At 74.9% G+C, this 16,291-nt stretch carries 1 protein-coding gene; it reads right to left on the reverse strand.

Going from position 1 to position 16,291, the window contains the following annotated elements; genetic code table 11:
* Positions 1-18: 18 nt before the first annotated feature.
* Complete coding sequence (locus tag EES41_RS04330; protein ID WP_123075810.1) at positions 19-16,209, reverse strand: type I polyketide synthase; 16,191 nt, start codon at positions 16,207-16,209, stop codon at positions 19-21.
* Between the last annotated feature and the right edge of the window lie 82 nt (positions 16,210-16,291).

The following is a 16,291-nucleotide window of genomic DNA, read 5'->3' on the forward strand; positions in this document are numbered from 1 at the left end:
GGGCCCCGCCCGGCGTGCTCAGGAGGCGCCGAGTTCGTCGTCGAGCAGGTCGAAGAGCTCGTCGTCGGACACCGTGTCGAGGTCGTCGTCGGTGTCCTCGTCGGCGCCCGTGCGCCGTCCGGTGTCCTGGCCTGCGCTCCACTTGGCCATGAGGGCCTGGAGGCGCATCGTGATCCGCGAGCGCGTGACACTGTCCGCGTCCGTGGCGTCGGCCGCGCCCAACGCGGTTTCGAGTCGGTCGAGTTCGCCGAAGACGGTGGGTCCGTCGGCACCGAGGGGCAGGGCGGAGCGCAGGTATCCGCTGAGTCCCTCGGGGGTCGGGTAGTCGAAGATGAGCGTGGCCGGGAGCCGGAGCCCGGTGGCCGCGCCGAGCCGGTTGCGCAGTTCGACCGCGGTGAGCGAGTCGAAGCCCAGCTCCTTGAACGCGCTGCCCGGTTCGATGGCGGCCGCGCCGTTGTGGCCCAGGACCTGGGCGACGTGGGTGCAGACCGTGTCGAGCAGCACCCGGTCCCGTTCGGCGGGCGGGAGCTGGGCCAGCCGTTCCGCCAGCGATCCCGGGGCGTCCGCCGCCGCGCCGGCGCTCGTCCTGCGTCGTACGGGTGTCCGGAGCAGGCCGCGCAGCAGGGGTGCGACGGTGTCGCCCACCTGCGCCTGGAGCGCGGCGAGGTCGAGCCGGGCGGGCACGAGCAGGCTCTCGGTCGAGGCGCGCAGAGCGGCGTCGAAGAGGGCCAGGCCGTCGGCGGCGGACAGCGCGTCCATGCTGCCGCGGTGGAGGCGTCGCCGGTCCTGTTCGTCGAGGGTCGCGGCCATGCCGGCCTCGTCGTCCCACAGGCCCCAGGCGAGCGAGAGGCCCGCCAGGTCCTGCGCGCTGCGGTGCTGGGCGAGCGCGTCGAGGAAGGTGTTGCCCGCGGCGTAGTTGGCCTGTCCGGCGTTGCCGAACACACCGGCCGCCGAGGAGAACAGGACGAACGCCGCCAGGTCGAGGTCCCGGGTCAGCTCGTGCAGGTTCCATGCCGCGTCGGCCTTGGGCCGCAGCACCCGCGCGACCCGCTCGGGGGTGAGCGAGGTGAGCGTGCCGTCGTCGAGCACACCGGCGGTGTGCATGACGGCCGTCAGCGGGTGCTCGGCCGGTACGGAAGCCAGCAGCGCGGCCAGGGCGTCCCGGTCGGCTGCGTCGCAGGCGGCCCAGGTGACCCGCGCGCCCAGCTCCGCCAGCTCGTCGGCGAGTTCGCCGGCGCCGGCCGCGGCGGCTCCGCGGCGGCTGGTGAGCAGCAGGTGCCGTACGCCGTGCTCGGTGACGAGGTGGCGGGCGAGGAGGCCGCCCAGGGTGCCGGTGGCCCCGGTGATCAGGACGGTGCCGTCGGGGTCGATGGCACGGGTGCCGTCTTCCGTCGGTTCCGCGGGCGGCGTGAGGGCCGCGCGGGCCAGCCGGGGTGCCCGTACGGCGCCGTCACGCAGGGCGAGCTGGGTCTCGTCGGTGGCGAGCGCGGCGGGCAGGGCCCGGTACGAGGGGTCCTCGCCGTCGAGGTCGACCAGGACGAACCGGCCCGGGTGCTCGGCCTGCGCGGAACGCACCAGCCCCCACACCGTGGTGTGCGCGAGGTCCGTGACGTCCTCGTCGAGGTCCGCGGCGATGGCGCCGCGGGTGACGACCGCGAGCCGGGCGGCCGCGAACCGGTCGTCCGCCAGCCACCCCTGGAGGAGTTCCAGGGCGTGCCGGGTCGCGGTGTGCGCGGCCGGGGCCGCGGCCGGCGCCGCGAGGTCGGGCGCCAGGGAGACGAGGACCGTCTCCGGCGCCGGCTCCCCCAGGGCCTCGGCCAGGTCGAAGGACTCGCCCAGCGCGTCGAGGTCCGGGTGGGTCGATGCGGACGGGTCGTCGAGGAGCCCGGCCCGTTCCAGGCCGGCGCCCGTCTTGAGCGGGTCCGCGCCGAGCAGCGCCCAGCCGCCGCCGGATGTCGGCGGCGCCTCGGGCAGCGTCAGGGCGGCCCAGTCGATCCGGAAGAGCGCCTCCGCCACGGGTCCGGTACCGGCGGCGGCGATGGCCTCGGCGGCCAGCGGGCGCAGGACGAGCGAGTCGACGGTCAGGACGGGCTGTCCCGTGCCGTCCCACAGGGTCAGCGCCACCGCGTCTCGGCCGGCCGGTGCCATCCGTACGCGCAGCGCTTCGGCGCCGGCGGCGTACAGCCGGACCCCGTCCCAGGAGAAGGGCAGCCGCGCGCCGGGCGGGCCGTCGGGGAAGAACTCCCCGAGTCCGACGGCGTGCAGGGCGGCGTCGAGCAGCGCCGGGTGGAGGCCGTACGGGGCGGCCTCCGCGAGGCGGTCCTCGTCGAGGGCGACCTCGGCGAACACCTCGTCGCCGAGCCGGTAGGCCCGGCGCAGGTTGCGGAAGGCGGGACCGTAGCCGAGTCCGATGGCGTCGAAGCCGGGGTACAGCTCGTCCACGGCACAGGCGACGGCTCCGGCCGGCGGCCACTCCCCCAGGCCCGCCGCGGTATCGGGGGCGTCGGTGCCGGGGGCATCGGTGCCGGGGGCGAGGACGCCTTCGGCGTGCCGGGTCCACGGCGCGTCGGGGGCGGTCCGCTCGGGGCGCGAGTAGACCTGGAAGGTCCGGCGCCCGTCCGCGTCCGGCTCGGCCACGGCGAGCCGCAGCTGCGTCCCGCCCGACTCCGCCAGTACCAGGGGCGCTTCGAGGGTGAGGTCGTCCAGGCGGCCGCAGCCCGCGTGGTCGCCGGCGCGGACGGCCAGTTCCACCAGCGCGGCGCCCGGCAGCAGGACGGTGCCCGCGACCCGGTGGTCGGCCAGCCAGGGGTGGGTGCGCAGGGAGAGGCGGCCTGTGAAGAGGAAGCCGTCCGAGTCGGGCAGGTCGACCGCCGCCCCGAGGAGGGGGTGCGCGGTCGGGCCGAGCCCCGCGGAGGCGACGTCGCCGGCGAGGGCGTGCGCGGGTGCCTCCAGCCAGTACCGCTGACGCTGGAAGGGGTAGGTGGGCAGGTCGGCCCGGCGGGCGCCGGTGCCGGCGTAGTACGCGTGCCAGTCGACGGCGATCCCCCGCAGGTGCGCCTGGGCGAGGGCGGAGCCGAGGGCGTCCTCCTCGGGGCGGTCGGCGCGCAGGACGGGGAGGAACGCCGTGGTGTCCTCCCGGGTGAGGCAGTCCTGGGCGAGTACGGAGAGGATCCCTTCGGGCCCGAGTTCGAGGTACGTGGTGACACCCGCGTCCTCAAGGGTGCGGATGCCGTCGAGGAAGCGGACGCCCTCCCGGACGTGCCGGACCCAGAACTCGGCGGAACCCATCTCCTCGGAGACGACCGATCCGGTCAGGTTCGAGACGACCGGGATGCGCGGGGCGGAGTACGTCAGCCCTCGTACGACCTCGTGGAAGGCGTCGAGCATGCCGTCCATGTGCGGCGAGTGGAAGGCGTGGCTGACGGTCAGCCGCTTGCTCTTCCGGTCCGGGAACGCGGCCGCGACGGCAAGAGCCGCGTCCTCGTCACCCGCGACGACCACGGACCGGGGACCGTTGACGGCGGCGATGCTCACCCGCTCCGTCAGCAGCGGCAGCACCTCCGCCTCCGAGGCCTGGACGGCGATCATCACGCCACCGGTCGGCAGCTCCTGCATCAACCGCCCACGGGCGCAGACCATTTCGCACGCGTCCTCCAAGGAGAAGACCCCGGCCACGTGCGCGGCGGCGATCTCACCGATGGAGTGCCCGGACACGAAGTCCGGCTGCACACCCCAGCTCTCCACGAGCCGGAACAGCGCCACCTCGACCGCGAACAGCGCCGGCTGAGTGAACTCCGTACGGTCCAGCAGTTCCGCATCCGTCCCGAACAGAACGTCCTTCAGCGGCAGTTCCAGCGAGTCACACACCGCGTCCAGCGCGGCCGCGAACACCGGGAAGGCCTCGTACAGCTCACGGCCCATCCCGAGCCGCTGGCTGCCCTGACCGGTGAACAGGAAGGCCAGCTTCCCCGTGGTCGGGGAACCTTCCAGCAGACCGGCCGTCCAGCCGCCGTCGGCGAGCGCCGCGAGACCGGTCAGGAATCCGGCACGGTCCGGCGCGACCACCGCGGCCCGGCGGTCCAGTGCGGTCCTGCTCGTCGCCAGGGCGTAGCCGATGTCGACCAGGGGCAGTTCGGGGTGCTCGACCACGTGCGCCGCAAGGCGCGCGGCCTGGTCGCGCAGGGCCTGCGGGTCCTTCGCCGAGAGGAGCCACGGCTGGCTGCCGGGCACCCGGGCGGGCTCGGGCCGAGCCTCGGGCTCCGCCGGCTCGGGGGCCTGCTCGATGACGGCGTGGGCGTTGGTGCCGCTGAAGCCGAAGGAGGAGACCGCGGCCCGGCGCGGACGGCCCGTCCGCGGCCAGTCCGTGGCCGACTCCAGGAGCGTCACGGCTCCGGCCGTCCAGTCGACGTGCGGGGTCGGCTCGTCCACGTACAGGGTCCGGGGCAGTACCCCGTACCGCATCGCCTGGACCATCTTGATCACGCCGGCGACACCGGATGCGGCCTGCGTGTGGCCCATGTTGGATTTGATCGAGCCGAGCAGCAGCGGCCGGTCGGCCGGCCTGTCCTGCCCGTACGTCGCCAGCAGCGCCTGCGCCTCGATCGGGTCGCCCAGCGACGTGCCCGTGCCGTGCGCCTCGACGGCGTCCACCTCGGCCGCGGACAGACCGGCGTTGGCCAGGGCCTGCCGGATGACGCGCTGCTGCGAGGGGCCGTTGGGGGCGGTGAGGCCGTTGGAGGCGCCGTCCTGGTTGATCGCCGTTCCCCGGACGACGGCCAGCACCGGGTGCCCGTTGCGGCGGGCGTCGGAAAGCCGCTCCACCAGCAGCACACCGGCACCCTCGGACCAGCCCGTGCCGTCCGCGTCGGCGGAGAACGCCTTGCACCGGCCGTCGGCCGCGAGGCCCCGCTGCCGGCTGAACTCCACGAACGCCGCGGGGGTCGCCATCACGGTCACGCCGCCCGCCAGGGCGAGCGAGCATTCGCCGGAGCGCAGCGCCTGCACCGCCAGGTGCAGGGCGACCAGGGAGGAGGAGCAGGCCGTGTCGACGGTGACCGCCGGGCCCTCCAGGCCGAAGGTGTACGACAGCCGGCCGGAGATGACGCTGGCCGCGTTGCCGGTGCCGAGGAAGCCCTCGACGCCCTCGGGCAGTGCCGCGAGCCGGGAGGCGTAGTCCTGGTACATGACGCCCGCGAAGACGCCGGTCCGGGTGCCCCGCAGGGTCCGCGGGTCGATGCCGGCCCGCTCGAAGGCCTCCCAGGAGGTCTCCAGCAGCAGCCGCTGCTGCGGGTCCATGGCCACGGCCTCGCGCGGCGAGATCCCGAAGAACGCCGGGTCGAAGGCGGAGGCTTCGGTCAGGAAGCCGCCCTCGCGGGCGTAGCTCGTGCCCTCGCGGCCGGGGTCGGTGTCGAAGAGGCCGTCGACGTCCCAGCCGCGGTCGTCGGGGAACCCGGATATGACGTCCCGGCCTTCCAGGACGAGCCGCCACAGGTCGTCCGGGCTCTCCACGCCTCCCGGATACCGGCAGCCGAGGCCCACGATCGCGATGGGCTCGTCGTCGCGGACGGCGACGGCCACCGGCGCGGTCGGCGCGGCGGGCGCCGCTCCGAGCAGTTCGGCCCGCAGGTGACCGGCCAGGACCTCCGAGGTGGGGTAGTCGAAGACGAGCGTGGCGGGCAGCCGCAGTCCGGTTGCGGCGCCGATCAGGTTGCGCAGCTCGACGGCGGTGAGGGAGTCGAAGCCCAGCTCCCGGAAGGACCGGTCGGCCTCGACCGCTTCGGGCCCGGCGTAGCCGAGCACCGCCGCGACCTGCGTACGCACCAACTCCAGTACGAAGAAAAGCTGTTCGGCATCGGCCAGCCCGACGAGTCGCGCCGCCGGGCCGGAGGCCTCGGGGGCGGACGCACCGGCGGCGCGACGTGCGGGGGTACGTACCAGCCCCGACAGGAGCGGCGGGAGCATTCCGGAGCCGGCCTGGGCGCGCAGCGCGGCCAGGTCCAGCTTCACCGGCACCAGCAACGCCTGCTCGGCGGCGCAAGCGGCGTCGAACAACGCCACACCCTCGGCGGCGGTGATGGCATTGACACCGCCACGGCCGAGACGGGACACGTCCTCGGCGTCCAGGGCACCACCCATACCGCCGGCTTCGGCCCACAGGCCCCAGGCCAGGGAGGTCGCCGCCAGGCCCTGGGCCCGGCGGTGGGCGGCGAGCGCGTCCAGGAACACGTTGCCCGCCGCGTAGTTGGCCTGCCCCGCGCCACCGAACACACCGGCGGCGGACGAGAACAGTACGAAGGCCGACAGACCGAGGTCCTGGGTCAGCTCGTGGAGGTTCCACGCCGCATCCACCTTCGGACGCAGCACGGCCGACAGCCGCTCGGTGGTCAGGGAACCGACCACACCGTCATCCAGCACGCCCGCCGTGTGCACGACCGCCGTCAGCGGGTGCTCCGCCGGAACGGCACTGAGTACGGCCGCCAGCGCATCGCGATCGGCCACATCACACGCCGCCCACGACACCTCGGCACCCAGACCCACCAGCTCCGCGGAAAGGGCAGCGCCCTCACCGCGACGGCTCACCAGCAGCAGGCGCCGCACACCGTGCTCCGCCACCAGATGGCGGGCGAACAGCCCACCGAGCGAACCACTCGCACCGGTCACCAGGACCGTGCCCTCGGCATCCCACTCGACGCCCGCGTCAGCCACGACCGCCGCACGCGCCAGCCTCGGCACCAGCAGCGACCCGTCCCGCACCAGCACCTCGGACTCGCCCGAGGCCAGCGCCGCGATGAGCGCCCCTTCGGGCAGGGCCGCGCCGTCCACGTCGAGGTCGACCAGGGCGAACCGCCCGGGGTGCTCGGTGGCGGCGGAGCGGACCAGGCCCCATAGCGCGGCGCCCGGGAGATCGCGGACGGCACCGGCCGGACCGTGCGCCGGCATCGCGCCGGGCAGGACGAACACCAGCCGCGAGGAAGCGAAGCGCTCCTCGGCGAGCCAGGACCGTACGAGAGCGAGTCCCTCGGCGGCCCGGCCGTGCACGGCGCCCGGCAGCGCGGGCATGTCCTGAGCACCCGAGGTGACGAAGACCAGGTCCGGTATGTCACCGCCCGCTGCTGCCAGGTCCTCCAGGTCGGCGTACGGGCAGCAGTCGAGTCCGGGCACCGCGATTCCCACCACGGCCCGGGTGACTTCGGCCGGGGCGGTGCCCGCGGCGTACTCCGTCCAGTCGACCTGGAACAGGGATTCCGGGCGGCCCGCCCGCGCCGCCGCGCCGATCTGCTCGGGCGAGATCGCCCGCAGGGCCAGCGAGTCCACCGAGGCGACCGGGTGACCGGCGGAGTCGGCCAACTCCAACGACACCGCGCCGTGTCCGGCGGGGGCCAGGCGGACGCGCGCCGTGGAGGCGCCCGCCGCGTGCAGCCGTACGCCGTTCCACGCGAAGGGCAACCGGGCGCCGTCGGCGCCCTCGCCATCCGGGCCCGCCGGTAGGTCCGCGCCGAGCGCGAGGGTGTGCAGGGCGGAGTCGAGCAGTGCGGGGTGCAGGCCGAACGCGTCGGCGTCCTCCTGCGCGCGGCCGGCCAGGGCGAGCTCGGCGAACAGTTCGCCGTCGCGCCGCCAGGCCGCCCGCAGCCCCCGGAACTGGGGCCCGTAGCGGAGCCCGGAGGCGTCGAGCAGTTCGTACGCGTCGTCGACCGGGAGGGGGGTCGCACCGGTCGGCGGCCAGGTGCCGAGGTCGGCGGAGGCGGGGCGGACCTCGTCGGCCAGCAGGCCTGCCGCGTGCCGCAGCCACGGCTCGTCGTCACCTTCGGCGGTGTCGGCGGCATCGGCCGAGCGCGAGAACACGGCGACCGGGCGCCGGCCCGAGGCATCGGGTGCGCCGACCGTGACCTGGATCTGCACGGCGTCGCCGGTGTCCGGCAGCACCAGCGGTGCCTGGAGCGTCAGCTCGTCGAGGGCCGGGGCTCCGACCCGTTCGCCCGCGTGCAGGGCCAGTTCGACGAGTGCCGTCCCCGGGACCAGGACGGAGCCCATGACGGAGTGCTCCGCGAGCCAGGGGTGGGTGCGCAGCGAGAGCCGGCCCGTGAGGACGCACCCGTCGGCGTCCGCGAGGGAGACGGCCGCGCCCAGCAGCGGATGTCCGGCGCTCGCGAGGCCGAGGCCGGTCGCGTCCCCGGGGAGCGGGGTGCCGGTCTCCGGCCAGTAGCGCTCGCGCTGGAAGGGGTAGGTGGGGAGGTCGACGCGGTGGGCGTCGGTGCCGGAGAAGTACGCGGCCCAGTCCACGGTGACGCCGTGTGCGTGGGCCTGGGCGAGGACCGTGGTGACGGCCTCGGCCTCGGGGCGGTCCTTGCGGAGCGCGGGCGCGAACACGGCGTCCCGCTCGATGCAGTCCTGCGCGAGGGCGGAAAGGACACCGTCGGGACCGAGTTCGACGTACGTCGTGACCCCGGCGGCCTCAAGGGCGCGGATGCCGTCGAGGAAACGGACGCCCTCCCGTACGTGCCGGACCCAGAACTCGGCGGAACCCATCTCGTCGGAGACGAGAGCACCGGTCAGGTTGGACACGATCGGAATGCGCGGAGCCTCGAAGGACAACCCCGCCACGACCTGGCGGAAGTCGTCCAGCATCCCGTCCATGTGCGGCGAGTGGAAGGCATGGCTCACGGTCAGCCGCTTGGACTTGCGGTCCGGGAACGCGGCCGCGACGGCAAGAGCCGCGTCCTCGTCACCCGCGACGACCACGGACCGGGGACCGTTGACGGCCGCGATGCTCACCCGGTCCGTCAGCAGCGGCAGGACCTCGTCCTCCGAGGCCTGGACCGCGATCATCACGCCACCGGACGGCAGCGCCTGCATCAACCACCCACGGGCGGAGACCAGTTCACAGGCATCGTCCAGCGACAACACACCCGCGACATGCGCGGCGGCGATCTCACCGATGGAGTGACCGGACAGGAAGTCCGGCTCCACACCCCAGGACTCGACGAGGCGGAACAGCGCCACCTCGACCGCGAACAGCGCCGGCTGCGTGAACCGCGTCTCGTCCAGCAGTTCCGCGTCCGTCCCGAACAGGACGTCCTTCAGCGGCAGTTCAAGGTCCAGCCGCTCGCACACCGCGTCCAGCGCGGCCGCGAACACCGGGAAGGCCTCGTACAGCTCACGGCCCATCCCGAGCCGCTGGCTGCCCTGCCCCGTGAACAGGAAGGCGGTGCGGCCTCCCTTGGTGACCGTGCCCCGGATTAGGCCCGGTGCCGTCCGGTCGTTTGCGAGGGCGTCGAGGGCGGTGGCGGCCGTGTCGCGGTCCGTCGCCACGATCACCGCGCGGTGGTCGAAGCCGGCGCGGGTCGTGGCCAGGGAGTACGCGAGGTCCGCGAGCGCGAGGTCCGGGCGGGCGTCGAGGTGCTCGCTGAGGGCGCGGGCCTGGGCGGCGAGGGCGTGCGCGCTGCGGCCCGAGAGGCGCAGGGGGAGCACGCCGGGTGTGCCCGTGCTCTCCGTTTCGGTCGGGGTGGCGGCGGTGGGCGGCTGCTCGATGATGGTGTGGGCGTTGGTGCCGCTGATGCCGAACGAGGAGACGCCGGCCCGGCGCGGCCGGCCCGTCTCCGGCCACGGAACCGGCTCCGTCAGCAGGCTGACGGCGCCTTCCGACCAGTCCACGTGCGGTGAGGGCTGCTCCGCGTGCAGGGTGCGGGGCAGGACCCCGTGCTGTATGGCGAGGACCATCTTGATGATGCCGGCGACACCGGCGGCGGCCTGGGTGTGGCCGAGGTTGGACTTGACGGAGCCGAGCAGCAGCGGCTGCCCGTCGGCGCGGTCCTGGCCGTACGTGGCCAGCAGCGCCTGCGCCTCGATGGGGTCGCCCAGGGTCGTGCCCGTGCCGTGGGCCTCGACCGCGTCCACGTCGGCGGCCGACAGGCCGGCGCTCGCGAGGGCGGCGCGGATGACGCGCTGCTGCGAGGGCCCGTTGGGCGCGGTGAGCCCGTTGCTCGCACCGTCCTGGTTGATCGCGGAACCGCGCACCACGGCCAGCACGGGGTGCCCGTTGCGCCGGGCGTCGGAAAGCCGCTCCACGAGCAGCATGCCCGCGCCCTCGCCCCAGCCGGTGCCGTCGGCGTCGGCCGAGAAGGCGCGGCAGCGGCCGTCGGCGGAGAGGCCGCGCTGGCGGCTGAAGCCGACGAAGGTGCCCGGGGTGGCCATGACGGTGACACCGCCGGCGAGCGCCAGGTCGCATTCGCGGGTGCGCAGGGCCTGGATCGCCATGTGCAGGGCGACCAGCGAGGACGAGCAGGCGGTGTCGATGGTGACGGCGGGGCCTTCGAGGCCGAAGGTGTACGAGACGCGTCCCGAGGCGATGCTGCCCGTGCTGCCGGAGCCGAGCGAACCGTCCGCGCCGTCGGCCGAACGTTCCAGCAGGGCGGCGTAGTCGTGGTACATCACGCCGGCGAACACGCCGGTCCGGCTGCCGCGGACGGCGGCCGGGTCGATGCCGGCCCGTTCGAAGGCCTCCCAGGTGGTCTCCAGCAGCAGGCGCTGCTGCGGGTCGGTGCCGACGGCCTCGCGCGGGCTGATCCCGAAGAACGTCGGGTCGAACCCGGCGGCGTCGTGCAGGAAGCCGCCGTGGCGGGTGTAGGAGGTTCCGGGGTGGTCGGGGTCGGGGTGGTAGAGCGATTCGACGTCCCAGCCGCGGTCGGCCGGGAAGCCGGTGATGGCGTCGCCGCCGCTCTCCAGGAGCCGCCACAGCTCCTCGGGGGTGGTGACGCCGCCGGGGTAGCGGCAGCTCATGGCCACGATCGCGATCGGGTCGTCGGCGTCACCGCCGACGGCGCCGGAGCCGGGCCCGGCCGCGGGGCCCTGGGACCCGGGGCGGTCTCCGCCGAGTTCGGCGCAGAGGTGGCGGGCCAGCGTGCGGGAGGTCGGGTAGTCGAAGACCAGCGTGGCCGGCAGCCGGCGGCCGACGGCCGCGCCGAGCCGGTTGCGGAGTTCGACGGCGGTGAGCGAGTCGAAGCCCAGCTCGTTGAAGGCGTGTTCGGGTTCGATGGCCTCGGGGGTGCCGTGGCCGAGGACGTCGGCGACGTGACCCCGGACGAGGTCGAGGAGGAGCCGTTCCCGCCCGGGCTCGTCGAGGCCGCTCAGGCGGCGCTCCAGAGCGGACGGCTCCGTGCCGGTACGGCCGCCGGCGGCGGCGCCGGTCGCGGCGGTGCGCCGTACGGGGGTGCGGACGAGCCCGCGCAGCAGCGGGGCCACGTCGGCTCCGGCGGCGGGCGGGTCCAGCCGCATCGGCACGAGCAGGGCCTGCCCCGCACCGCTCGCGGCGGCCGCCGCGAGGGTGTCGGCGAGGTCGAGGAGGGCGAGGCCGTCGGAGGCGGTGAGCCCCTGTACGCCGCCCCGCTTCATCCGGTCGAGGTCGGCCTGGTCCAGGGCGCCCGCCATTCCGTCGGCGTCCTCCCACAGGCCCCAGGCCAGGGAGACGGCCGGAAGGCCCTCGGCGCGGCGGTGCTGGGCGAGGGCGTCGAGGAAGGAGTTGGCGGCGGCGTAGTTGCCCTGGCCGGGCGCGCCGAAGACGCCGGCGGCCGAGGAGAACAGCACGAACGCCGACAGACCGAGGTCGCGGGTGAGGTCGTGGAGGTGGAGGGCGGCGTCGGCCTTGGGCCGCAGGACGGCGTCGAGGCGTTCGGGCGTGAGGGAGTCGATGACGCCGTCGTCGAGGACACCGGCGGTGTGGACGACCGCGCGCAGCGGGTGGGCCGCGGGGACGGCGGCGAGGGCGGCGGCGAGCGCCTCCCGGTCGGCGGCGTCGCAGGCCGTCCAGGTCACCTCGGCGCCGAGCGCGTTCAGCTCGCGGGTCAGCTCGGGCGCGCCGGGTGCGGTGTCGCCGCGACGGCTGAGCAGCAGCAGGTGGCGTACGCCGCGCTCGGCGACGAGGTGCCGTGCGACGAGCCGGCCGAGGGTGCCGGTGGCGCCGGTGACCAGGACGGTGCCTTCGGGGGCGTACGAGGGCGGCTCGGCCGGGGTCCCGGCGTCGGCGGGGGTCCTGGCCAGCCGGGGTGCGTGGGCGGCGCCCTCGCGCAGGGCGAGCTGCGGCTCCGGCGCGGCGAGGGCGGCGGTGAGGACGTCCGCGGGCACCTGGGCCGGCGGTACGTCGGTGTCGACGAGGACGAAGCGGCCCGGGTGCTCGGACTGCGCGGAGCGCACCAGGCCCCAGACGGCGGCGTGAACGGGGCCGGGTACTCGGTCGCCGGTGCGGACGGCGACCGAGCCCCGGGTCAGGAGGACGAGCCGGCTGTCGGTGAGCCGGTCGTCGGCGAGCCAGCGCCGCAGCAGGCGCAGCGCGTCGTGCGTGGCCGCGCGGACGGCCTCGGGGGTGAGTCCGGGCGCGGCGGGGAGGTGTACGAGGACGGTGTCCGGTACGGGCGCGTCGGTGTCGAGGAACGCGTCCAGTGCCTCGGCGGCGGACGGCCCGTCGAGGAGCAGCGGCTGCTCGACGGCTGCCGGGGCCGGGGCCGGGAGGGTCAGCGGGGTCCAGGCCACCTGGAACAGGGAGTCCCGGGGGCCGCCGGTGGCGGTGTCGAACTGCTCGGCCGAGACGGTGCGCAGCGTGAGCGCGGCGATGTCGGCGACGGGCGCTCCGGTGCCGTCGGCCAGCGCGAGGGACACGGTGTCCGGTCCGGCCTTCGTGATCCGTACGCGCAGCGCCGGGGCGCCCGCGGCGTGCAGGGCCACGCCGGTCCAGGAGAACGGCAGCCGGCCGCGCCCGGTGTCCTCGACGAGTCCGGCGATGCCGATGGTGTGCAGGGCGGCGTCGAGGAGGGCGGGGTGCAGCCCGAACAGGGCGGTGTCGGCGGGCTGTCCGTCCGTCGGCTCGGTCTCGATCTCGGCGTACGTCGCCTCGTCGGTCACCCAGGCGGCGCGCACGCCCCGGAAGGCGGGACCGTATTCCAGTCCCGCGTCGGCGAGCCCGGCGTACAGGTCCTCGACGGGCAGGGGGGTGGCGCCGGCCGGCGGCCAGCTTTCGGGGGCGAACGTCGGCTCGGGCGCGCCGACGGCGAGGACGCCGTCGGCGTGCCGGGTCCAGGGCCGTTCGGTGGTGTCGGTGTCGGGTCCGGGCGTGTCGGTGGCCGGCTCGGGGCGGGAGTGCACGCCGAGGGAGCGGCGGCCGGTCGCGTCGGGGGCGCCGACCCACAGTTGCAGCTGGACGCCGCCGGTCGGGGGCAGCACGAGCGGGGCGTGCAGGGTGAGTTCTTCGAGGAGGTCGCAGCCGACCTGGTCGCCGGCGCGGATGGCGAGCTCGACGAAGGCGCTGCCGGGCAGCACGGCCGAACCCATGACGGTGTGGTCGGCGAGCCAGCCGTGGGTGTCCAGCGAGAGCCGGCCGGTGCAGAGGAATCCGTCGAGGCCGGCGAGGGAGACGGCGGCGCCGAGCAGCGGGTGGCCGGCGGCTCCCAGACCGGCGGCGGAGACGTCGCCGAGGGGGCGTCCGGCGTCGAGCCAGAACGGCTCGCGCTGGAAGGCGTACGTGGGCAGGTCGACGCGCCGGGCGCCGGTGCCCGCGTAGTAGGCGTCCCAGTCGACGGCGCAGCCGCGGACGTGCAGCCGCGCGAGGGCGCCCGTCAGGGTTTCGGTGCCGGGGCGGCCGGCGCGCAGTACGGGCAGGAAGGCGGCCGTGTCCGCGTCGTCGGTGAGGCAGTCCTGGGCGAGGGCCGACAGGACGGCGTCCGGGCCGATTTCGAGGAAGTGGACGACGCCCCGGCCGGCGAGGGTGCGGATGCCGTCGAGGAAGCGGACGGCGTCGCGGACGTGCCGGACCCAGAAGTCGGCGGAACCCATCTCGTCGGTGACGAGGGCGCCGGTCAGGTTGGAGACGACCGGGATGCGGGGGGCGCCGAACGACAGCCCCGCCACCACCTGGCGGAAGTCGTCGAGCATGCCGTCCATGTGCGGCGAGTGGAAGGCGTGGCTGACGGTGAGGCGCTTGGACTTGCGGTCGGGGAACGCCGCCACGACCGCCGTCGCGGCGTCCTCGTCACCGGCGACGACCACCGAGCGCGGACCGTTGACCGCCGCGATGCTCACCCGGTCCGTCAGCAGCGGCAGGACCTCCTCCTCCGAGGCCTGCACCGCGATCATCACACCACCGGTCGGCAGCGCCTGCATCAGGCGACCGCGCGCGGCGACCAGCGCGCACGCGTCCTCCAGCGTGAAGACGCCCGCGACGTGCGCGGCGGCGATCTCACCGATCGAGTGACCGGACACGAAGTCCGGCTTCACGCCCCAGGACTCCAGCAGCCGGAACAGGGCCACCTCGACCGCGAAGAGGGCCGGCTGCGCGTACTCCGTACGGTCCAGCAGTTCCGCGTCCGTCCCGAACAGGACGTCCTTCAGCGGCAGTTCGAGGTCCAGGAGCTCGCACACCGCGTCCAGCGCGGCCGCGAACACCGGGAAGGCCTCGTACAGCTCGCGCCCCATGCCGAGGCGCTGGCTGCCCTGCCCCGTGAACAGGAACGCCAGCTTTCCGGCCACCGGGCGGCCGAGGGTGACGCCCGGGGCCGATGCGTCCGGGTCGAGCGCGGCGAGGGACTCCAGTGCGCGGAGCAGTCCGGGCTCGTCCACGGCGGTGAGGACCGCCCGGTGCTCGAAGTCGGTGCGCCCGCTCACGAGCGAGTGGGCGATGTCCCCGGCGCTCAGGCCGGGGTGGGCGCTCAGGTGCGCGCGCAGCTTCCCGGCCTGGGCGCGCAGCGCTGCCGGGGTCTTGGCGGAGAGGTTCCACAGCGGCGGCACGGGGGCGGCGACGGCGGGCGCCTCACCGGCGTTCGCCCCGGCATCGGGCTCGGGCTCGGGGGCCTGTTCGATGATGGTGTGGGCGTTGGTGCCGCTGATGCCGAACGAGGAGACGCCCGCGCGGCGGGGCGCGCCGGTCTCGGGCCACGGCACGGACTCGGTGAGCAGCCGGACGGCGCCTTCCGACCAGTCGACGTTCGTGGTGGGTTCGTCCACGTGCAGGGTCTTGGGCAGGACCCCGTGGCGCATCGCCATGACCATCTTGATGATCCCGGCGACGCCCGCGGCGGCCTGGGTGTGCCCGAGGTTGGACTTGACGGAGCCGAGCAGCAGCGGCCGGCCGTCGGCGCGGTCCTGACCGTAGGTGGCCAGCAGCGCCTGCGCCTCGATGGGGTCGCCGAGGGTCGTGCCCGTGCCGTGGGCCTCCACGGCGTCGATCTGGGCGGCCGAGAGCCGGGCCCCGGCGAGGGCCTCGCGGATGACGCGCTGCTGGGAGGGCCCGTTGGGGGCGGTGAGGCCGCTGCTGGCGCCGTCCTGGTTCACGGCCGTGCCGCGGATCACGGCGAGGACGGGGTGGCCGTTCTCGCGGGCGACGGAGAGCCGTTCCAGGACGAGCATGCCGGCGCCCTCGCCCCAGCCGGTGCCGTCGGCGGCGTCGGCGAAGGACTTGCAGCGGCCGTCGCCGGCCAGTCCGCGGTGGCGGCTGAACTCGGTGAAGGTGCCCGGCGTCGACATGACGGTGACACCGCCGGCGAGGGCGAGGGTGCACTCGCCGCTGCGCAGGGCCTGGGCGGCGAGGTGGACGGCGACGAGCGAGGACGAGCAGGCCGTGTCGACGGTGACGGCCGGGCCCTCCAGGCCGAGGGTGTAGGAGATGCGGCCGGAGGCGATGCTGCCGGAGCTGCCGTTGCCGAGGAAGCCCTCGATCTCCTCGGGGACGCTGAACAGCCGGGCGGCGTAGTCGTGGTACATGAGCCCCGCGAAGACGCCGGTGCGGCTGCCGCGCAGGGAGGCCGGGTCGATGCCGGCCCGCTCGAAGGCCTCCCAGGAGGTCTCCAGCAGGAGCCGCTGCTGCGGGTCCATGGCGAGGGCCTCGCGCGGGGAGATCCCGAAGAAGGCCGGGTCGAAGTGGTGGGCGTCGTGCAGGAATCCGCCGACCTGTTCGTACGCCTCGATGCCGCTGTCGGGGTCGGGGTCGAAGAGGACCTCGGTGGGCCAGCCCCGGTCGGCGGGGTACGGCGAGACGGCGTCGGCGCCGTCGGCGACCAGCTCCCACAGGCGTTCGGGGGTGTCGATGCCACCGGGGTAGCGGCAGCTCATCGCCACGACCGCGATCGGCTCCTGGTCCCGCTCCTCCACCTCGCGCAGCCGTCGCCGTGCCTCGCGGAGATCGGACGTCGCCCGCTTGAGGTAATCGAGGTACTTCTCCTCGTTCACCATTCTTTACGCCATCCCCGTGGTCGAAGTCGTCGAAGTCGTCGAAGTGTTCAAGGTCGTCAAGCCCGTCAAGGTCGTCGGGGGC

Origin of the sequence: Streptomyces sp. ADI95-16, assembly GCF_003721495.1 — a bacterium.
Lineage (GTDB): Bacteria > Actinomycetota > Actinomycetes > Streptomycetales > Streptomycetaceae > Streptomyces > Streptomyces goshikiensis.